Below are 21,514 nucleotides of genomic sequence, written 5' to 3'. Positions count from 1 at the left end.
GGCAACTTGCGCGATCCCTTCTCGGCGTGCAGTTTCGGTTCGACAGTCCGCATCCACCTGAGCAAGTCGGCGCTTTTGTCGCGAAGCCCTCGTGGTCGAGGCGGTGACGACATGGCCTTGGACTCCGCACGGATAGGCCTGTTGTAGCCGTAACCGGGTGCAATCGTCGACCGCGGCGTATTGGCAGTATTGCCTTGGAGATTGGTCGCGGTGGGCTGCGCCGAGGGTCGGTCTGGCTGAACTCGGAACGATCTACATGGGCGCGCATGCCGTGTCGGAACTCCACGCAGCCGACCGCATCACCGAACTGCGCTGGGCAACCTGGAAGCCGCCTTCAACACCCAACGCGCACCTTATTCCGGCACGCTGTTTTAACAGTGTTCCGTCATGTCGACGACAGGGCCGTCGAGTCGTCAGGTAGCGACACGTTTCCGCGCAATGCTGGCCGTTAGGATTGGCTGTACCAGTGTTCGCCATGATCTGGTGAAGGTGAAAACCAGGGAACAATGACGGGTGCTCAACGACCAGATCCTTTGTTGCGGTTGGACGCCACCGCGGAGGCGGTCGCGGGCCTACGTGATGTTTTCGCTGCCGAAGAGCCGTTAAGTGATGTCTTGGCGCGGGTTGCTCAGGCCGGTGTGAGGGCGATTCCCGACGCCGATGCCGTGAGTATCACGGTGATCAGCAGCGGCAGCGCCTGCAGCACTCCAGCTGCGAGCACCGATGAACGGCTCATCGCCCTGGATCGCGTTCAGCAGGAGTCTGGGCGAGGGCCGTGCATACAGGCGGCTCAGGGGCGTCGACCAGTGCGTGTGGAGACTGCCGCCGTGGAGGGGGATCGGTGGCCCGAATTTGCTGAGAAGGCCAAAAAGCTTGGCGTTCGGGCCTGCTTGTCGGCGCCGTTGCTCGTCGATGACGGTGAACCCGAATTTGTTGGGTCGCTTAATGTTTACAGCTACACCGCGTCGGCGTTTGACCCGTTCGACGAGGGACTGATCCGGCTGTATACGGTTACGGCCGGCCAAGCGATCACCAACGCCCGCCGGTGGCAAAAGACTCGAGACACCGTGGGCAGTCTGGAACGCGCGTTGAACTCGCGGGCCGAAATCGATCAAGCAAAGGGGGCGTTGATGGCCATCCATGGTTGCACCGCGGACGAGGCGTTTGAGCGGCTCGTCAGCGGATCGCAGGACCAAAACGTTAAATTGCACGAGGTCGCTCACCAGTTGCTAGGACGGCTTCGCCGACCCGAGGAGTAGCCCGCAAGCGGTCCGAGAGGGTTGTGGGCCAGACGATGGCCGCGGTGGCAGAGCCCTCGATCAGATGTGGGGCCGGTTGACGGGTCATTGGGAATCGCCGGGATCGTTGGGCAACCGATCGTCAGCGCTGCCAGCGCACGGGTCCGGCCCATAGCGGAGGACGGTTGGCTTGGGGGTCGCCGTGGTGGGTGACGGTTGCGTTTCGTCAAGTGGTTTGGCCCCACTGATCTGCACGAATTTTGGCCCCGTGCGGCGATGTTCGGGTCTTGATGGTTGGTCGCTGGCGCGGCGGCAGCAAGGCGGGCTGCGTTTTGGTGCGTGGTGTCGAGTTCGGCGGTGGTGTGCTGGGCGTATCTGATCGCGTGTTGGGGTGTCGGTAAGGATCGTGTCACCAGGTACAAACGGCGTTTACGGCGTGGCGGGTGGTCTGGCGGTGTAGCTTCCGCGCGTGGCGCGCGAGGTTGACCAGGATGGGCTGATCGATTGTTGGACGCTCGTCGGTGACGAGTTGGAGCTGGTGGCGGGTAAGCGGGGAGCAACGAAGTTGGGCTTTGCGTTGCTACTGCGGTACTACACCGAACGGGGTCGGTTCCCGCGCGGCCGTTCCGAGATCCCTGATGCCGCAGTAGATTACATGGCGCGGCAGGTCGAGGTGGATCCGACCGAGATCGCGTTTTATGAGTGGACGGGCCGCACCAGCAAGTTCCATCGGGCCCAGATCCGGCAGGCACTGGGTGTCCGCGAGTGCACCGTGCTCACCGCCGAGGTCGAGCGCGGCCTGACCCCGCTGTTTTGGTCACACGTACTGCCGTACGGCGAAGTCAAACTCGACATGAACACCCGCCTGGCGCTGAGCGGGCCGCCGTCCGCTTGAGGATCGTCTACAGGACGAAGGACGGTGCGCCAAGGCCTGATGGAGACGGGAGCCGCGGTGAGCCAGCTTCCGTCGTGAAGGTGCGGTAAGTTCGGTGCCCGTGCCGATAGCTCGGAGCGACACGACGATCGACGAGGTCCTCCTGCAGTTCCTAGCCGAGCAGCGGGAGCGGCTCTCGGCGCGGACGTATCGCCGGTATGAGGATGTCGTTGAGCTGCTGCGGGACTGCCTCGACGGGTACGCCTACCAGTCCCTGGATGAAGAGGAGCGTCGGTGCTGGGAGGAGGAGTTCAAGACCAACGAGGACGGCGCTTTCTGCCGCTTGTTCGGGCCGGAGAAGATCGCGGAGAACCTCGGCGAGTTCCTCGGCTACTTCATGGTGCGCAAGGTGATCGCCGGCCAGGAGCTGCTGAAGGCCTCCGGCACGGTCACGGGCAAGTTGGTGCTCTGGCTCGGTGAGCGCGGTTACATCGATGGAGCGTCTGCCGATCAGGCTGGTGATCGAGCTCGTGAGGCCACGCGCGATCTGCCGATGGCTGAGCGCCTGGGCATGCTGCTGCACGACGTCACCGATCAGGCGCCTGCCATTGATCCCGACGATGTCGACGACGAGGACTGGGTCGAGGATTACCTTGAGATCGTCGATGCGGAGCCCGGCAAGATCTGGTTCGAGAACGGTGTCGGGCCGATTGCCGTGCCGCGAAAGGCCAGCGATCTCGCCCGCCCCGGTTGGTCGGCGTTCGTGACCGCTGCGAGGATTGGCAAGCGCTGGCACTTGCTCGAGGTCGGCATCGTTTACCCCTGACGTCCGAGTTCAGGCTGCCGGATCGATGGATGACGCCGCCTACGATGCCCTCGGCGCCACAGCCCAGACGCCCAACGGAAGGTGACGTGATGGCGCAGACAACACCTCACGATCATCGAACGACAGGCGACATGGTGCCTGGGGACCGCCGGTGAGCGCGCTCGCCGATACGGTCTTGCCCCTGATTCGTACCAGGGCCGATGTCCACCGATGGGCCGCAGCCAACGACCACGGACACCGGATGCACGCCGCCCTGGACATCCTTGAGACCGCGCTGCCGACGGCTGATCCAGCCGAGGCGTACTCGGTGACCCACAAAGCATTGGGCAGCGCGATCAAAGTCATCGCCCGAGCAGATGACTCCAGCGGCATCATCGGCGACGCCTGCCGGCGGCTTCTGGCCCTGCACCCCAAGGTCGCCGCCGCCGCCAACGTTGCAGCACCCAAACTCATCGATTGGATGATGACATTCCAATTCGACGGCGACGTCGACTATTTCACCCTCGATCCGGTGGCCTACGCCCCCGCACTGGGCGAGGCCGGGATGATCGCCTACCGGGCACGATTGATGCAGATCGAGACCGGTCTGGGCCAGCGTCCCAGCCAAGCCGATCGCTGGACATCGCCGCACTCCCACGAGTGGTTCACCGTTGAGTGGAACGCCCGCAGGCTGGCCGTGCTCGACCGCGATATCGACGCGATCATCGCCACCCACGCCCGGGACCGACGCGTCGCGGCCTGGTTGCAGGACACCGCCGAAGCCTTCGAAGAGATCGGGCAACCCGACCTGGCCATCGATTGGGCCCAACAGGCCACCGACTTCAACCACGGCCACCAATCCCGCCGCGCCGCCGACTACTGGTGTGAACTCCTCGACCACCACCGGCCCCACGAATCCCTGCCCGCTCGCCTGCTGGTCTTCCGTCGTTGGCCATCGGCGACAACGGCGGCACATCTGCACACCGCAGCCGACACCTCCTGGCCCGATTATCGCGCCGACGTCATGGCCACACTCGCGTCACATCCCCGTGATGCCGTGATGTTCGCCCTGCGCACTCTTAACGACGTTGAGTTCGCCTGGGATCTGGCGTACTCACTGGCCCTGGCCGACGACCCGACATGGAGCGAACTGGTCAAGGCCTACGAGAAGGTCGACCTCTTGGCCGTCCTTCCCGTTCTGCAACGCCTCGTGGAAAACGACCTGGTGGTGGCCAAAGCCCAGAACTACCGTCTGGCCGCGCGACGGCTGGCCAAGATGCGCCGACTGGCCGCCGGCAGCGACCACGCACAAGCGGTCGACACGCTGGTCGCCCAATTACGCGAGACCCACCGCCGCCGACCAAGACTTCAACAGGAATTCGACCGCGCTGGACTGCCCTGAACACCGACCGGAACTCCGGCGCTGAAGATCACAGCTGCGGGGCTGCGAGCCGTCCGTTTGAGGACCCCCAAACGGGCAGGCGCCACAGCCATTGAACGCGGCATCCGACAGGCAGCAACCGCATTCGGCTACGTCTCAGATGCCTGGTACGAAAGTATTCTCACCAAGCCCGTGCTATCCGTTACACTCCTGGGATGGCTGGTGCCGACACCCTGACCGGTTATGCCCGCTGTTCCACCCAGACGCAGGACCTGACCGCGCAACGGCAACGGCTGCATGAACTCGGGGTCGCCGACGACCGGATCTACCTCGACCACGGCCTGACCGGCACGAACAGGGCACGGCCGGGTTTGGATCAGGCGCTCGCGGCGGTGCGCGCCGGCGACACCCTCGTGGTACCCAAGCTCGACCGGCTCGCCCGCTCGGTGCCCGACGCCCGCGCCATCGGCGACGACCTCGCCGCGCGCGGGGTCAAGCTGTCCCTGGGTGGACAGGTCTATGACCCCACCGACCCGATGGGCAAGATGTTCTTCAACATCTTGGCCACCTTCGCCGAATTCGAAGTCGACCTGCTGCGGATGAGAACTCGCGAAGGCATGGCTGTTGCCCGCGCCAAGGGTCGTCTCAAAGGGCGACAACCAAAGCTCACCACCAAGCAGCAGAAGGAATTGCGGCGAATGCACGACACCGGCGACTACACCATCACCGATCTCGCCGAAGTCTTCAAGGTCTCCCGACCGACCGTCTACCGAACCATCAACCGCAACAACGCCAAGGAGATGGTGCCCTGACCGCCGAATCAATACCTCCACAACCGGATCCCGACGACCCCGCGCACATCCTGGCGCTGCTGCCGCAGCGATGGCAGCAACAATTTCTCGACGAGTACCGATCCGGACTTGACGCCGCCCGCGAAGTCGGCCAATGGCCCCGCCTACGTGCATTGCTGCACCGATGGCGGCTGCGTGCCACCGCCTACGCCGACCCCGGATTCCAGGCCGCCGCACAGGCCGCGTCTCAAGCCGACCCGCAAGACCTCGTCCCGCTGCCCGGGTGGGACGACAAGCAGTGAGCTACCGGCCGATGCTGATCGGACGCGCACAAAACCAGTTCGCCGACCTCATCGACAACCACCTCGCCTACGAAGCACTCATGGACCGGATCATCAGGCTCGTCGACGCGCCATGGGACGCCTGGCCGCTCTACCCCGACGACCAGCCCGACTTCCGGGAAACCCAGTTCGGCGAGCACGGGCTGCTGTCTTCCCGCGTCGACGACGACGCCGAACTCCTGGTCATCTTCAACATCCTCTGGACCGGATAACCCCGCGCATCGCGGCTTCCCCCGCATACCTCGGTGTACCCGGTGGCTCGTTTGTACCTGGTGACACGATCCTTACCGACACCCCAATTGGCCTGCGAGCGCACGGCTTGTCTGCAGATGCTGGCCCTGCACGAAGATCCCGCCCGCTGCGCCTATTTTCGATCGCCGCCCGCATCACCCGTCACGCTCCGCCGAGCCCGGCTGCGACTGGTTGCCCACGCCCCCTGGAAACACCTGCTCACCGACGCGTTGACCAGGCTCAACGCACTACCGGCACCGACCTGACCGCCGACAAACCCGCCCCTACCAGACGAAAGGCATCAACCCGGGTAACAACGGGCCCGGCACCACCCGATGACACCGGGCGACCCCGACATGGGCCGACCCAAACAAATCCGAAACCGCTCAGGCCAACGCGTCGGCTGCGTGAAAGATCGAGGCCAGAATTAACGTTAACGCAAATTTTGCGGAATCCCCATGCATCTTGAGCTTTGCTCCTCGTAGAATTTCCTTCTCGGGCGGAGCGTTTCTTCTCATGAATGGAGTTGGTTATGTCTCGTATGAAGTGCCGAGTTGCACTCGGTGTCGTCCTCGCGGCTGCGGCGCTGACAATCTCCGGCTGCACGCTGCCGAGCCTGTCTTGCACCGGCGGAGTCACTGGAATTAGCTGCACGTTATAGGCGGGGCATTCCGTCCGGCCAAACGGGAGACGCGCGGCGGCGTGCCGACACCGGGTCCTGGGCCTGGGTTGGCTCACCGATATGACGATGATCGCTGATCGGCCGAGGTGCCAGATGTGGCTGGGTGCCACCGTCGGGCTGCTCTGGTGGTGTTGTTGACGTTCACCGCACACAGAGCGCGGGCCGCCGATGCTCCGATGAGCCCGAATCCGAGTCAACCCGGCCAGCACCGCATCAACCTGACGGGCACCCCGTTACCACTTCCACCGTGGCCCCCGGCGGTGCGGAAAGTCGTGGACCCGATGTGCAATCCCATTCGCCGAGCGGTCATGGTTACTCTCATTTAGAATGATGAGGGGCTTGGGTCGGCTGTCAGTAATGTGCCTGCTTAATCAATGTAAGCCTAATTTGCCGTTTGAGGGGTGTATCGATGAAACGACGATCGGACTATGTATTCACTGAACTCGGCCATCACGCGGACGACTGCGTGATGGTAATACAACGATATCTTGATTTTCTTGTTCAAGGTGACGGCCGAAAAGCTCATTGTCCTTTTACCAGGAGAATGCTGGAAAAGCGTCTGTTCTACTACGATACGAGCGATCTACTCCTGCATAAGGAGGAATTTTGCCGGGCTATAGCAGAGATGCGTGCATTTCATGCTAGTCAGTCTGACGCTTATTCGGTTGTTGGGGTCGCGTATCGGAATGAGGGAAACTTCTTAGAAGCGGTCGCTGTCGAAGGCGAAGTGTGGCGGCAGGAAATGAGACTTGAGCTTATAGCCGCTGGCCTGACAATCGCTTGGACTCATCCGAGAAATCCAATCGGCACCCATACGGATCGCGATAAACCTGCTGAACCTCTTTGGGTAAGCGATATTCCGCTTCTCATGCTCCGAAATCTCGACAAGGGTGATGAGCCATTCATGATCAGTGCCGATTCAAAGAGAGCGTTCGTGCTGGGCATGAGGTATCATGAAACAATTCCTATCGCAATATGTGGTGCCGCGATAAGTCCGCAGCTGGAACCGCACTATATATTGAATACATTGGTGAATCTGATGGATCATGTTCGGCTTTCCTCCGTCAGATCGGTGTCAGCCGATTTGGCGGGAAACCTCATGGTGGTGTTGAAAAGCGGAAAAACCTGCGCGTATGCGGGGAGTCATGAACTTGCGGTATAGATAGTGGATGCTGCTTTCCGGTAAGCAACGATAGCGCTGCTTTTCCGGCGAGTAAGTGAAAGTGACCGATGTTGGTTTTGCTCTGGTGAATCTGCGATGTTGCAGATTCCCGGGGCTAGCTATTTTCGGACCCAAAAAGTGGGGTCCCAGTCGAAGCGGGGATAGCCATATGGTGTTTTATGCAGTGTGCCTGAATCGTGTTCCTAGTTGGGGGTGGTGGTGACACGAGTCGAAATGCCTGTCGCCATCGAGAAAAGGTCACGGGGCGCGGGCGAGGTGGCTGCGGTCCCACGAGGCTTCCCAGCTCCCAGGTTCGCGCGGCCGATTGTTGCGGTGCCGACTGTGCTGGTCTGGCTTGGATCGTTCGTTGTTTGGTGGGCGGCAACGGCGGCGGTTCTCTGCGGAGTGAGTCATTGGTGGTTGGTGGTCACCATCGTCGTTCAGGGTCTCGTAACGTTTTCTATGTTCAGTGTGTTGCACGAATCGATCCACCACCTGGTCGGCCGGCCAAACTGGATTAACCAGGTCTTCGGCCGCTTGTCGATACCATTCGTCTCGTTATTCGGAACATTTCCAATGCTCGCGTATATACATCTCACGCATCACCGCAATACTAACGAAGGCATCCACGATGATCCGGACGCGTGGAGTACTGCCGGCCCGCGTTGGCAGCTGCCGTTACGCTGGTTGACGATCGATGCCTGGTATTGCCGCTTTTACTTAGCGAGCCTGCGCCGGCGCCCGCGTAAGGAGGTCCTGGGATTCGCCACATCCCTCACGGCGGCCCTTGTCTTCGTAGCCACCATCCTGATTCTCGGCTACTGGCGAGAGCTGGTGCTCATCTATTTTATCCCACAGCGGATCGGCATGGTCATCCTCGCGTGGTGGTTTGATTGGCTGCCTCATCACGACCTTCCCACGGTAAAGACCGACCGATTCCGGGGCACCCGAGTTCGGGTTGGCTGGGAGCGAGTGCTGTGTCCTTTGCTGGTGTATCAGAACTATCACTTGGTCCATCACATCCATCCTGCGATCCCGTTTTACCTATACGTCAAGGCATGGAGGACGGCAGAAGCCGCCTATCTGGACCGAAACGTGCCGATCACGACCGCGTGGGGGCAGGAAATGACTCCTTCGGAGTACCGCACATGGCGGGAAGCCGCACCTGAAAATCCTCCCGAAAATGTAGCGGCCATGTTGTCAACGGCGGGTTCGGACTGAATAGCCGGCGGCTTTTCTGCGGACGCGGTCTTCTAGGGCATCGGCGGCAGCGGCGATGCTGTTGGCGGGTTTGCTCATGCGGGTGGCAAGTTCGCGGGCCCGGGTGGTGTAATCCGGGGCGAGGATGCAGCACAGGTCCGCGACAAGCGAGCTCTCGGTGGTGGCCGAAAAGCGCCGGGCGGCACCCACTTTGAGATGTTTGACTTGGCTTCCCCAGTAGGGCTGGTCGGCCGAGCTCCAGAGAATCAGCGTGGGGAGGCCGGCGCGCAGGCTTGCTGCTGTGGTGCCCGAGCCACCGTGATGAACGACTGCCCGGCACGCCGGGAAGACCGACGCGTAATTGACGACACCAACCACCGTGATGTGATCGAAATACGGCACGTCACTGAAATCGGTTCCGCCAAAGCAAATCAGCGCCCGTTCGCCTAACTGTGCACAAGCCGCCGCGATCATTTCTACTGTGGCGGAAGGGGATGCGAGCGCTATGCTGCCGAAACAAAAGCAGATCGGTGGTTTCCCCGCGTCGATCCAGGAGGCGACCTGGTCATCGGCGTCGGTCAGCAACTCCATCGTCAAAGCCCCCACGAAGGGGCGCCGCTCACCCCATTTTGCCCATTCGGCGGCGAGCCCGGGAAAGCACACCGCATCGTAGCCCTGGATTTCCAGGGATGATCCGCGTTGGGCGATCCGTTGCTGCGACCGACGTGTTGCCTTGGGTAGGCCCAAGTCGCGTCGTTGCGCGTTTTCGGCATCCTTCGTTGAGTGCCAAAACAGCCACTCCACTGCGGTCATGGCGGAGCGCATCATTGGTGCTGGCACGCTCGAAACTAGTCGGCCGTTGACCCGCATGGGGAAGTGATGGATGGTGGCTAATGGAATGTCGTAATACTCTGCGACATTGCTGGCGGCCTGCTCGAAATTCAAGCCGGTAGATAGCAGGTCGGCACCGTTCGCCAGCGTTACCAGCGTTGCGCCGACTTCGCTCCAATGCCGGATGATGGGTTCCCAGCCTTTGAGCACCAGCCTGATCGGGTCGCGGACCTTCCAGACGTTGCGGAAGAATTCCGTCCACATGTTGCGCAGGAATTCCTCGTCCAAGAAGTCCTGCAGTTCCGGCCCGTAGGGAATCGTTGCAAGCCCAGCCGCCTCCACGAAGCTAACCAGCTCGGGGGAGACGGCCATGTGGACCTCGTGGCCTCTGCGCATCAATTCACGGCCAACGGCAGCGGAAGGCTCGATGTCGCCTCGGGTTCCGTAGCATGCTAGGGAAAATTTCATCATGCGATCCTGTGAGGCCGGTCGGCCCTTAGGCAGCTGGCGAGGTTATAACGGTAACGGTCAACGATGTGCCTGATGGGCTTCGATCAGCTTGAGCGACAATAATCGCCCGTGCCTTCCCGCAGTTCATGATTGCTCCTCCAAATCTGCGGTCATGGCTACTAGCGCGCGCCGGAACCGTTTGACCAGCGTGTCGATTCTGGCTGCAGTGAAGAGGTCAGTATCGAATTCGACGCGTAGGATGAGTTCGTGGCCTGGCATGGCTTGCACTGAAAGTGGGTAGTGATTGTATTCGCGGTTGGTGAAGCCATTTATGTTTAACTCGTCGACGGGCGATAATGCGGCGGTAACGATCGGGTAGTTCTCATATACGAACATCGTGTCGAATAACTGGTCGTGCCCCGCGACCCGGTGTATCTCATTCAGTGCTAAGTGTTGGTGGTCAAGGGTTTTGGTGTAAGCGGTTTGCAGCTGGTCAAGCAGGTCGGCGATGGTGGTCTCCGCACCGATGGTCGCCCGCACCGGAACCGTGTTGATCAACAGCCCGACCATCGATTCCGCGCCAGCTAGCTCGGTCGGCCGACCCGACACCGCCGTGCCGAATACGACGTCGTGCTGGCCGGTCAGCCGCATCAGCAGTTGCGCCCACGCGGCCTGCAAGACGGTGCTGACCGTGGTGCGGCACGAGCGCGCCAGCTCGCCCAACGCCTTTGTGGTCTCCGCAGACACCTGGAACGACGCCACACCGCGCGGACCGAGCGCTGGGCGCCCCGGGGGTCCCACCAGACTGGGAGTGTCGAACCCATCGAGGACCTCACGCCACGCTGCCTGAGCGGCGCCTCGATCTTGTTCGGACAGCCACGTGACAAAGCTGCGATACGAGGGGGCGGCAGGCAGCCGCGCGCCGTAATAGCTGGCGAAGATTTCTCGCAGCAGGATCGGCTTCGACCAGCCGTCGAGCACGATGTGGTGGTTGGTGAGCACGAACCTATACAGGTTGTCTGCGGTGCGGATCAAGGCGGCCCGGAAGGGCGGTTGGCTGGCGACATCGCAGACCGCGGCGCGCTCAGCGGCGCACAGTCGCTGAACTTGTTCCTCGACGTGGCCCTCTGCCGGGCTCAGCTCGGCGTACAGCCACGCCAGCTCAGGATCTGCGGGTATCACCTGCACCGGCTGACCGAAGTCCCCGCAGAAGCGCGCCACCATGTGCGGGTGGCGGTTGACGACAGTTTGCACCGCCTCGCGCAACCGCTGTGGGTCGAGGGCGCCGCTCACGGTGATATCGAGCTGCACCGCGTACAGGTCGTCACTGGTCTGGGTGTTGCCGGTGTGATACAGCAGACCCTGCTGCAGCGGGGTCAATGGCAGCACGTCGGCGATCCGGTAGCGCTGTGCAAGCAGGTCGACGTCTCGCTGGGTGAGAGAGGCGAGCGGGAAGTCGGACGGGGTTAAGCCACCCCCGCCGCCGCGCACGTGCGCGCAGATGCCGGCCAAGGCGTCGAACCACAGCTCGCTGAGCCGGCTGACCTGCTTGTTATCCAGCGCCGAGCGCGCCCAGGTCCAGTTGGCCTGCAGGTGCGGGCCGGCCTCGGTGTCGACGGTGCCGGCATTGAGCTCGACGGTGTGTGCCAGTGGCGTCTCCACTGCCGCTGCGGCACCGGCCAGCGAGAAACTATTCTCGCTGAGCCGCCACACCTCTCTGGAGAGTTCGGCTGCGCCACCCAGCCGGCCCAGGTAGTTGAAGCCGATCACGGGCTCGGACCCGCCAGGATCGAACTCAGGGGTCAGGTAGCACAGTAGCCCGTAGGTCAGACCGTCGGGCAGGGCGCGTAGCTGTTCCTTGGCGTTTTTGATCACTGCGCCCAGGGCTTCCTCACCAGCCACCACCTGTCCCCAGGACAGCCCGCCGACTGGCCCCCCGAAGTTCAGGGCCACTGGGTACTTGGTGGTGAACCAGCCCACCGTGCGCGACAAGTCGACATGTGGGGCCACCTCTTCCTGGCGGCCGTGGCCCTCCACATTGATGCCGATCCGGGTGTTGGTGCCCAAGAAGTGTGTCCACGCCAAGGCGAATGCGATCAGCAAAATGTCTTGAACTCCGGCATGAAACGCCGCCGGAACATCTCCCAGTAACAGGCGTGTCGTGTCGGTGTCCAACGACACCGACAGTTGGCCCGCGGTGGCGTAGGTGTCCCCCGGCTGTACCGGTGGCAGCAGAGCGGGAGTCGCGGCCACCTGTCGCCACGCCTCGGCCTGACTTGTCACGCTCAAGCTTCGCGAGTATTCGGCCAGCAGCGACGACCATCGGGCAAACGATGTCCCGGGTGCCGGTAGCGCGACTGGCTGGCCGTTGTGATGCTGCGCCCAGGCGATGTTGAGGTCTTCGAGCAGGATTCGCCACGACACGCCATCGACGGCCAGGTGGTGGATGATCAATGCCAACTGGTTCGTCGACGCGGCCCATACGGCGCGAAGCTGCGCCCCGGTGTGCGGGTTCAGGCGTGACCGGGCCGCCAGCAGCGACTCGGTCGACAGCGCGTCGACGGTGTCCACGCAATTACCGGCGTCGATCGTCCCCGCCTCGGGCACCCACAACAACCAGCCACCGGTGCCGTCGTCGTCGACGCGCAGCCGCAACATAGCATGGCGATCCACCAACGCCTGCAGCACGATCAGTACGTCGGCCTGCGTGACGCCTGCAGGCGCCTGCACCACCATCGTCTGGTTGAACTCCTCGATCGCGCCGCCAACGCTCTTGAGCCACAGCATGATTGGAGTGGCCACCACGGGCCCGGTACCCTCGTCGACCATCCCGTCTTCGCCGTCGGCCATCACCGTGGCTACCTGCGCGAGCCTCGCGACCGTCTGTTCGACGAAGACATCACGCGGGCGGCACACGATACCCGCCGCGCGGGCGCGGGCCACGACCTGCATCGACAGGATGCTGTCGCCGCCCAGGTCGAAGAACCCGTCGTCGACACCGACCCGCTCTACTCCCAAGACCTGGGCGTAGATGCCGGATAGGATTTGCTCGACCATGTTCATCGGAGCCCGGTAATGGTCGGCGTCGGAGTATTCCGGTGCCGGTAAGCCACGTTTGTCGAGCTTTCCATTGGCAGTCAACGGAATGTCCTGCAACACCACGACCGCGGCCGGAACCATGTAGCCCGGAAGCCGATCGGTCAGCGCCGCGCGGACCTCGGCGGGGTCAGCGGACCCGGTGATGTAGCCCACCAGCCGCTTGTCGCCGGGACGGTCCTCGCGCGTGATCACCGCCACTTGATCGACCCCGTCTAGCCCGTTGAGGGCGGCCTGGATTTCGCCGAGTTCGATGCGGTAGCCGCGGATCTTGACCTGCTCGTCGGCGCGCCCGACATAGCGCAGCTGACCATCGGCGTCCCACGAAACCAGGTCCCCTGTGCGATACATGCGCGCACCCGGTTCTCCGAACGGGCACGCCACAAACCGCGTCGAGCTTAACCCGGCCCTGCCCACGTACCCTGTCGTCAGCCCGGCACCGGCCACATACAGCTCGCCGACTACCCCGGCGGGTACCCGACGCAACCAGCCGTCGAGCACGAAGAAGGCGAGGTGGGCCAACGGCACCCCGATAGGGCTGGCATTGCTCTCGACGTCGCCGTCGGCGATCTCACGGAACGAGGCATGCACCGTCGTCTCGGTGATGCCATACATATTGATCAGACGCGGCAGTCCGGGGTGGTGGTCCAGCCAGGTCTCCAGGCGGTTGGGTTCGAGCGCCTCGCCACCGAACACCACCGACTGCAACTTAAGCTGCTGTCCCAATTCCGGGGACAGGCTATCAGCGGTCTGCAGCGCGTAGAACGCCGATGGCGTCTGGCTCAAGACATTGACCTGTTCGCGAACCAGCAAGGCGTGCAATTCTTCCGGCGAGCGCACCACCGGATCGGGCACCATCACCAGGTGCCCGCCGTAGAGCAGCGCCCCGAAGATCTCCCACACCGAGAAGTCGAACGCCAACGAGTGACACTGTGCCCATACCTGCCCCAACGTCAACTGGGCGTCCAGCGAATTCAGCAGTTGGGTGACGTTGTGATGAGCCACTGCAACACCTTTGGGTGTTCCCGTCGTACCCGAGGTGTAAATGATGTAGGCGATGTTCTCGGCCCCCACCGCCGGCAACGCGGTCTCGGGCTGGGTCGTCACCGCAGGGTCGTGGATGTCGATGAGCAGCAGGCCAGACCCCTCCAGCCGTGACCGCGCGTCCGCGGTGGTAACCACAGCGATAGGCGCAGAGTCGCCCAACACGAACTCCATGCGCGCCGCGGGCACCGCCGGATCGATCGGCACATACGCGGCACCGGTCTTGAGCACCGCCAGGATCGCCACCACCGCATCAGGGGTACGCGGAAGCAACAGGGCCACACGCGCACCCGGGCAAGAACCCTCAGTAATCAACACGTGCGCCAACCGATTCGCGGACTCCTCCACCTCGCGGTAAGTCCACGACCGATCCCCATAGCTGATCGCCGCCGCCTCCGGGGCGCGGACCGCCTGAGCGGCGAACAATTCGGGGATCGAGGCTACGGACGTCTCCGGCTCGGCCCGCATCGCCCGGTTGCCCCACTCGTCGAGGCGGTCGTGCTCGCCCCGGTCGAGCAGATCGATCGACGACAACCGCCGGGCGGGATCGGCGATCACGGCCACCAGCACCCGGTGCAACCGGTCGATCAACGAGTCGATGGCTGCACGGTCAAATGCGTTCGTGTCGAATTCGACGCGCAGGCTCAGTTCGTGGCCCGGCGTCGCCACCAGCGAGAGTGGATAGTGGTTGAATTCGCGGCTGTCGAACTCGGTAACCGCCAGGTCATGGGCACCCAACAGGGCGCCGGCGTCGATCGGATAGTTCTCGTACACGAAGAGCGTGTCGAACAGCTGATCGTGACCGGTGGCGCGGTGGATCTCGGGCAGGGCCAGATACTCGTACTCCAGGGTGTCGTTGTGGACGTGCTGCAGTTGCGCCAGCAGATCGGCAACAGTGGTCGACGACGTAGTCTTGGCGCGCACCGGCACCGTGTTGATCATCAAGCCCACAATGGATTCCGAGCCGATCAGCTCGGTCGACCGACCCGAGACCGCGGTGCCGAACGCCACATCATGCTGACCGGTCAGCAACATCAGCAGCTGCGCCCAGGCGCCCTGCAGGACGGTGCTCACGGTGGTGTGGCACGAGCGGGCCAGCTCTGTCAGGGCCGCTGTGGTCTCGGCGGACACCCGGAAGGAGGCGACGTCGTGACGCCCTATCTGACCAGGCGCGCCCACTAATGTCGGGGTCTCGAAACCCGCCATCACCTCGCGCCACGCCCCTCGCGCGGCACTGCGATCCTGCCCATCCAGCCAGGTGACAAAGCTGCGGTACGACGGAGCCGCAGGCAGCCGCTCGCCGTAGTAGCTGCCGAAAACCTCCTGCAGCAGGATTGGCAGCGACCACCCATCCGCCACGATGTGGTGAATGGTGAGCACGAAGCGGTATCGCTCTGCTGCGGTGCGGATCAACACCGCCCGGAACGTCGGCTTGCCAGCCAGGTCGCAGACTGCGGCGCGCTCGGCAGCACACAGTCGCTCAACCTGCTGATCAAAGATGCCGCCCGCGGGGTCCAGCTCAACGTCCTGCCACGCGATCACCGGGTTGGCCGGGATGACCTGCACCGGCTCACCGAAGTCTTCGCAGAACCGGGCCACCAGGTTGGGGTGCCGGTTGACGACCGCCTGCACGGCTTCACGCAGGTGGTGCGCGTCGAGGGCACCGTGGACCGTGATACCGAGCTGCACGGCGTACAAGTCGTCGAGACCCGGCGCAAAACTGGTGTGGAACAACAGACCCTGCTGCACCGGGGTCAGCGGCAGCACGTCAACGATCCGGTCCTGCCGGCAAAGGTCATCGACCTGTTGTTGGCTGAGCCGCGCAGGGATGATGTCGGACGGAGTGAGCCCGCCCCCACCGGCTTTGACGTGCGCGCAGATACCGGCCAGAGCTTCGAACCATAACTGGCTCAGTCGGCTGACCTGCTCGTTATTCAGTGCTGAGGGCGCCCACGTCCAGTTCGCCTGCAGCTGCGGCCCAGCCTCGGTGTCGATGGTGACGGCGTCGAGCTCCACCGTGTGCGCCAACCGAAGGGGCACCGCCGCCGCCTTACGCGCGAACGACAGACTGTCTTCGTCGATCCGCCACAATTCGCCGGGCAGGTCGACACCCGCACCGAGACGGCCTAGGTAGTTGAACCCGATCGACAGGTCCAGATCACCGGGGTCCGCGTCGGGGTTCAGGTAACGCAGCAGACCATACGTCAGCGGATCGGGCAGGGCGCGCAACTGCTCCTTGGCGGCCTTGATCAAAGCGCCCAATTCGGCCTCACCGGCAACCACCTGCGCCCACGACAGGCCACCGACCGTCAACGCGACCGGATATCTGATGGTGAACCAGCCCACCGTGCGCGACAGGTCCACCTGGGGAGCCATCTCCTCGTGGCGTCCGTGACCCTCGACGTCGACGCCGATCGGCACACCCCCGCCGGTGTCGAGTAATTCCGCGAGCGCCAGGCCAAAGGCGATCAGCAGTATGTCGCCCACCCCGGCTCGGAACGCTGCCGGCACTTCGCCCAACAGCAGGCGGGTCGTCTCCAGGTCCAGCGACGTCATCGACTGTCCAGCGGTCTGATAGGTATCCACCTCGGGTTGCACCCTCGGCAGCGCCGGCGGTGACGCCGCCACTTGTCGCCAGGCGTCAGCCAGGGCCACCACGTCGGCGCTGCGCGCATGCTCGGCGAGCAGCGCCGACCATCGGGCAAACGACGTCCCGCCCGTCGGCAACGCCATGGGCTGACCGCGGCGATGCTGCGCCCACGCGATGTTGAGGTCTTCCAGCAGGATTCGCCACGACACCCCGTCCACGGCCAGGTGATGAATGATCAGCGCCAGCCGGCCGGTGGAGGTCGCCCATATCGCACTCAGCATCAGTCCGGCCGAGGGGTTCAACCGAGAGCGGGCCCGCGCCAGCGCCTCATCCGACAATGCCTCGACGACATGTAGGCATCCGGCCGCGTCCACCGACCCGGCTTCCGATACCGCCAACGTCCAGCCGCCGGCGCCGTCATCGTCGACGTACAACCGCAGCGTGGCGTGCCGGTCGAGCAACGCCTGCAGGACGACAGTCACGTCGGCCTCGGTCACCCCCGCCGGGGCGGCCACCACCACGGTCTGGTTGAACTCGTCGATCGGGCCCTCGACGCTGTGCAGCGAGCGCATGATCGGGGTAGCCACCACGGGCCCTACGCCCTCGTCGACGACGCCGACCTCGCCCTCGGCCACCGTCGCGACCCGCGCAAGTCGGGCCACCGTCTGCTCGACGAAAACGTCACGCGGCCGGCACATCACCCCGGCCGACCGAGCGCGGGCCACGACCTGCATCGACAAGATGCTGTCGCCGCCGAGGTCAAGGAACGAGTCATCGACCCCGACCCGCTCCACCCCGAGGACTTGGGCGTAGATGTCGGCCAGAATTTCCTCGACCGCGTTGCCCGGAGCCCGATACTCACCCGTGGTGTATTCCGGTGCGGGCAAGGCGCGCTTGTCGAGTTTCCCGTTGGCTGTCAACGGGATTGCCGGCAGTACCACCACCGCGGCGGGGACCATGTAGGCCGGGAGCCGATCGGCCAGTGCTGTGCGGATGTCGGTCGGGTCGGCTGTGCCGGTGATGTAACCCACCAGCCGCTTGTCACCGGGGCGGTCCTCGCGAGCCACAACGGCCGCCTGGTCCACCCCATCCAGTACAGTCAGGGCCGTCTGAATTTCACCGAGTTCAACGCGGTACCCGCGGATTTTGACCTGCTCGTCAGATCGGCCCAGGTGCCGCAGCTGCCCGTCCGCACCCCAGGACGCCAGGTCGCCGGTGCGATACATGCGTGTCCCCGGGGCCCCGAACGGGCACGCCACAAACCGCGACGCGGTCAAACCAGCACGCCGCACATATCCGCAGCCCACCCCCCGGCCGGCCAGATACATCTCACCGACCACCCCGGGCGGCACCGGATGCAGCCACTTGTCCAGCACAAAGATCGCCGCCCCGGGTATCGGCGACCCGATCGGCACCAAGCCCTCACTGGGCGTCAGCGGAGGGCTCATCGACGCGCACACCGTCGCTTCGGTCGGGCCGTAGGCGTTGATCATCACCCGCCCGGGTGTCGCCCACCGATCCACCACCTCGGTCGGGCAGGCCTCACCGCCCACCACCAAGGCAGTCGACTCCAAACCCTCAGGTGACAGCATCGCCACTGACGAGGGAATCTGGGTCAGCACGCTGACCTGCTCGGCAACCAGCAACGCATGGAGATCTTCCGGGGAGCCCGCCACCGACTCGGGCACCACCAACAGTCGCCGACCCCGCAGCAACGCACCCCAGATATCCCACACCGACAAGTCGAACGCCGAGGAATAACACTGCGCCCACACCCCGCCGGGCGGCAGGCGCTCATCGAGCGCCTCGATCAGCCAGGTGACGTTGCGGTGAGTGATGGCAACGCCTTTCGGCGTTCCTGTGGTGCCGGAGGTATAGATGATGTAAGCGACGTTTTCAGCGGCGGGCGTGGGAAGTGGAGTGCAGGGCTGGGCCTCGATGGCGGGATCGTGGGCATCCACCACGAATAGGTCGGATTCTTTGAGTTGTAATCGCAGCTCGGCCGTGGTGATCAGCGCGGCCGGTGCCGCATCGGCAATCAGAAACTCCGTCCGCGCCGACGCGTGCCCCGCATCGAGCGGCACATACGCAGCCCCGGTCTTGAGCACCGCGAGCATACCCACGATCGCGTCAGCGCACCGGGGGAAAAACAGCGCCACACACTTCCCCGGACCAACGCCGTGATCGGCCAGCAGATGCGCCAACCGGTTCGCGGCCTCGTCGAGTCCCCGATAGGTCATGCAGCGGCCGTCGAAGGTCACCGCTACCGCCTCGGGGCTGCGCTCGACGTGCTCGGCAAAAACCGCGGTAATCGACACCGGCACGGTTGGCGGCTGGATTAACGCGGGGCGGCACGACCACTCGTCGAGCCGGGTGTTCTCTCGTCCATCGAGTACTCCGATCGACGAAATCGGCCGGCCCGGATTGGCGGTCATGTCCCTCAACATCTGTTGTAGGCGCGCCGCCAGATAGGAAACCTCGAAACTTGAATACGGCTGGCCCGCCCCAGCCGTGCTCAGAAACAGCTGATCACCCATGCCGATGAAGAAGAGCGCAAAGTGCCCGACGGGACCGTTGGCGGTATACGTCGCGGTCGCCGGAGCGCCACCAAGCTCCAAGGCCAACCGGGACGGGATGAAATTGATACCCACCCTGTTCGTGCTGTTCCTCAAGCTGCTTTCGCCCTCAACGAGCTGATGCACCGGAAACCGCTGGTGCTTCAACAATTCCCGGATCTGCACGTCAACGTGCTGACAAAAATCGGCGACTGTCATCTCCGGCGACGTCTGCAAAACCAGCGGAACAACTCCAGCGAGCATTCCCGGGAGCGTCTTCGACTCGGGACACACCCGCCGGCTGACTGGGAAGTCGAGAGTTACCTCAGAACCACTTCCCGAAAAGGAATGCACCAAAAGCGCGCACGCCGCCGTGGTCACCGAATAACGACGGACGCGCAGCTTCTTGGACAGCTCTTGCATGTGGCCGAATGCGGAGGGATCCAACTTGACTGACGCCGACGGCGAATACGGGTCTCGGTCGACGCTGGATCCGGACGCGCCATAATCCTGCCCGCCTTCCGACGGAAGGTTCCTGCTCCAGTAGGCTTCGTCCTCCAGATAATCGGTTGATGCTTCGTATACCGCCTCGAGATCGACCAAGTCTTGCACCGAGCCGAAATAGGCGTCGCGAACCGCTGATCCAGCGACTTTTGCCGAATAGATGGCTGCGACACGACGGGAAACCAGTGCCATCCCCAGGCCGTCTATGGCGATATGGTGGCCGGAGCCGAACAAATAGAATTCCTCGGCCTGCGTCTGGAACAGGACGAATTTGAACAACTGACCGTTCAACGCCATCGGCGTGCGCTGGATGCACGATGTCATCCAGCGGACGTCCCGCACGGGATCAAGCGAGCCGGTCAGGTCATGAAACTCGAGATTGACATGCAGGTGAGCGATCGGGCTCTGCACCACCTGGCCGTCAACCTCGAAGAACGAAACCCTCAGAGGTTCGGCCTCCGCCACCGTTTGGTGGATCGCCCGCTCGAGGACATCCCGGTCTATCGCACCCTCGATCTTGATCAACAAGCCGAGCTGCCACTCCGTACCCGCATAACCCGACTCCTGCGAGAGCCAGATGTCCAGCTGCCCGCGCGTCAGCGGTAGTGCCAGGTCACGTCCCATTCACTACCCTAAAGCTCCGGGGCGTTCCAGGTGCGGCGTCACAGTGGTTTGAGGTAGGTTCGTCGTCCGCTTAGGTCCCTGAGTCTATGCGATAGCGCAGGCAGGTTCGGCTGTGGGTGAGCATCGTCGGCGAGATCGTCGATGTGTGTACCGCCAAGCACACACCGAAGGAGATCCCGCCAATGACCTTGCCTCAGTCTGCCCCATGCGAGTGCTCGACGCATGGCGATTAAAACCGACATCCGTGGGATGGTACGGACGTACCCCGACACCTATGTAGTAGGCCGGGAAAAGATCCGAGAATTCACCAAGGCGATCAAGGCCGACGATCCAGCCTGCCTGGACGACAAGGCGGCCGCCGAACTCGGCTACGACGGCATCGTCGCGCCGCTGACATTCGCCACCATCTTCGCCAAGCTGGTCCAAAACGATTTCATGCGCAGCGTCGACACCGGCTACGAAACAACGCAGATCGTGCAAGTCGACCAGCGGTTCATCTTCCACAAGCCGATCATCGCCGGTGAGGTACTGCACGCCCGGATGGAAATCCAGTCTGTCGATGAGCGCTTCGGCGCCGATACCGTCGTCACCCGCAACCTCTGCACCAACGACGCCGGAGAACTCGTGCTAGAGGCCTACACCACGATGATGGGTCACGAAGCCACCGACTCCGTCCAGCTCAAATGGGACACCGCAACCGGCCAAGTCATCAGAACCACCCCACCGAGCCGCGACACGCAGCAGCGCGACGAGGAGGCGCTGATGTCGGGGCCTGGCTCCGGCGTGCCTGACCCGCAGCCCATGGCACGGCGCCCGGCAGTGGGTTGAAAGCGGCCGAAGATTACATCTCCGGCCGCCGCATCCGTAAAAACGCCAGGGTCTCGTTTGTAGACAAACGAGCGTGATCAGATCAGAACTTGTCTCGTCCGGTACCGGCGGTCGGTTGCGACATGGGTCGCTTGGACTTCGTTCCCGGCCCGCACTCCACTGCATCAGACGAGCAGTCGTCGGGCCAGAGCCAAAAGTTCCCGGCATTCTGGGCAGTCGCGACGCCATGCCGCCGCTCCTTTGTCACCAGACACCGGGCCCTCGCCCCACGCGGTAGTTTGACCAGC

11 protein-coding genes and 1 pseudogene are annotated in these 21,514 nt (G+C 63.4%); 10 read left to right on the top strand and 2 right to left on the bottom strand.

The features are described 5' to 3' along the window. Positions 1 to 506 precede the first annotated feature (506 nt). The 9 genes from AC0KTM_RS29555 (at position 507) to AC0KTM_RS29515 (ending at position 8,726) form a co-directional block, all read left to right on the top strand. On the top strand, positions 507 to 1,259 hold the full coding sequence (locus AC0KTM_RS29555; protein ID WP_054586163.1) for an ANTAR domain-containing response regulator: 753 nt from the start codon (positions 507 to 509) through the stop codon (positions 1,257 to 1,259). Positions 1,260 to 1,707: 448 nt separating this feature from the next. After that, positions 1,708 to 2,133 (top strand): DUF4158 domain-containing protein, encoded by a 426-nt coding sequence (locus AC0KTM_RS29550; RefSeq protein ID WP_054586164.1) that lies wholly within the window; start codon positions 1,708 to 1,710, stop codon positions 2,131 to 2,133. 94 nt (positions 2,134 to 2,227) lie between these two features. After that, on the top strand, positions 2,228 to 2,938 hold the full coding sequence (locus tag AC0KTM_RS29545; RefSeq protein WP_152981329.1) for a hypothetical protein: 711 nt from the start codon (positions 2,228 to 2,230) through the stop codon (positions 2,936 to 2,938). A gap of 151 nt (positions 2,939 to 3,089) precedes the next feature. After that, on the top strand, positions 3,090 to 4,319 hold the full coding sequence (locus tag AC0KTM_RS29540) for a DUF6880 family protein (RefSeq protein WP_238958574.1): 1,230 nt from the start codon (positions 3,090 to 3,092) through the stop codon (positions 4,317 to 4,319). A 194-nt stretch (positions 4,320 to 4,513) separates the two neighbouring features. Further along, a complete protein-coding gene (locus tag AC0KTM_RS29535; protein ID WP_054586166.1) occupies positions 4,514 to 5,110 on the top strand; it encodes a recombinase family protein in 597 nt (198 codons plus the stop codon). Next, positions 5,107 to 5,391 (top strand): DUF6247 family protein, encoded by a 285-nt coding sequence (locus tag AC0KTM_RS29530; protein ID WP_308012698.1) that lies wholly within the window; start codon positions 5,107 to 5,109, stop codon positions 5,389 to 5,391. The genes AC0KTM_RS29535 and AC0KTM_RS29530 overlap by 4 nt, the downstream gene beginning before the upstream one ends. Further along, positions 5,388 to 5,642, top strand: a complete 255-nt coding sequence (locus tag AC0KTM_RS29525; RefSeq protein WP_054586167.1) for a hypothetical protein — start codon at positions 5,388 to 5,390, stop codon at positions 5,640 to 5,642. The genes AC0KTM_RS29530 and AC0KTM_RS29525 overlap by 4 nt, the downstream gene beginning before the upstream one ends. Positions 5,643 to 6,752: 1,110 nt before the next feature. Next, positions 6,753 to 7,505 (top strand): 1-aminocyclopropane-1-carboxylate synthase, encoded by a 753-nt coding sequence (locus tag AC0KTM_RS29520; protein ID WP_198409072.1) that lies wholly within the window; start codon positions 6,753 to 6,755, stop codon positions 7,503 to 7,505. Positions 7,506 to 7,838: 333 nt separating this feature from the next. After that, positions 7,839 to 8,726 (top strand): fatty acid desaturase, encoded by an 888-nt coding sequence (locus tag AC0KTM_RS29515; RefSeq protein WP_238958575.1) that lies wholly within the window; start codon positions 7,839 to 7,841, stop codon positions 8,724 to 8,726. On the opposite strand, the gene AC0KTM_RS29510 is transcribed toward AC0KTM_RS29515, so the two are convergent. Both AC0KTM_RS29510 and AC0KTM_RS29505 read right to left on the bottom strand, forming a co-directional pair. Further along, complete coding sequence (locus AC0KTM_RS29510) at positions 8,706 to 10,004, bottom strand: glycosyltransferase (RefSeq protein ID WP_054586168.1); 1,299 nt, start codon at positions 10,002 to 10,004, stop codon at positions 8,706 to 8,708. The two genes, AC0KTM_RS29515 and AC0KTM_RS29510, sit on opposite strands and share 21 nt — an antisense overlap. Positions 10,005 to 10,130: 126 nt before the next feature. Continuing rightward, on the bottom strand, positions 10,131 to 20,399 hold the full coding sequence (locus AC0KTM_RS29505) for an amino acid adenylation domain-containing protein (protein ID WP_338341765.1): 10,269 nt from the start codon (positions 20,397 to 20,399) through the stop codon (positions 10,131 to 10,133). A gap of 222 nt (positions 20,400 to 20,621) precedes the next feature. On the opposite strand from AC0KTM_RS29505, the pseudogene hadC reads away from it, so the two are divergent. Next, positions 20,622 to 21,116: pseudogene (hadC, locus tag AC0KTM_RS29500) on the top strand ((3R)-hydroxyacyl-ACP dehydratase subunit HadC); the annotation flags it as partial. Between the last annotated feature and the right edge of the window lie 398 nt (positions 21,117 to 21,514).

The organism is Mycobacterium sp. NTMscope_Eco_3, assembly GCF_976985685.1.
The sequence above is the reverse complement of the archived record's forward strand: the minus strand, read 5'-3'. Positions and strand labels throughout refer to the sequence as shown.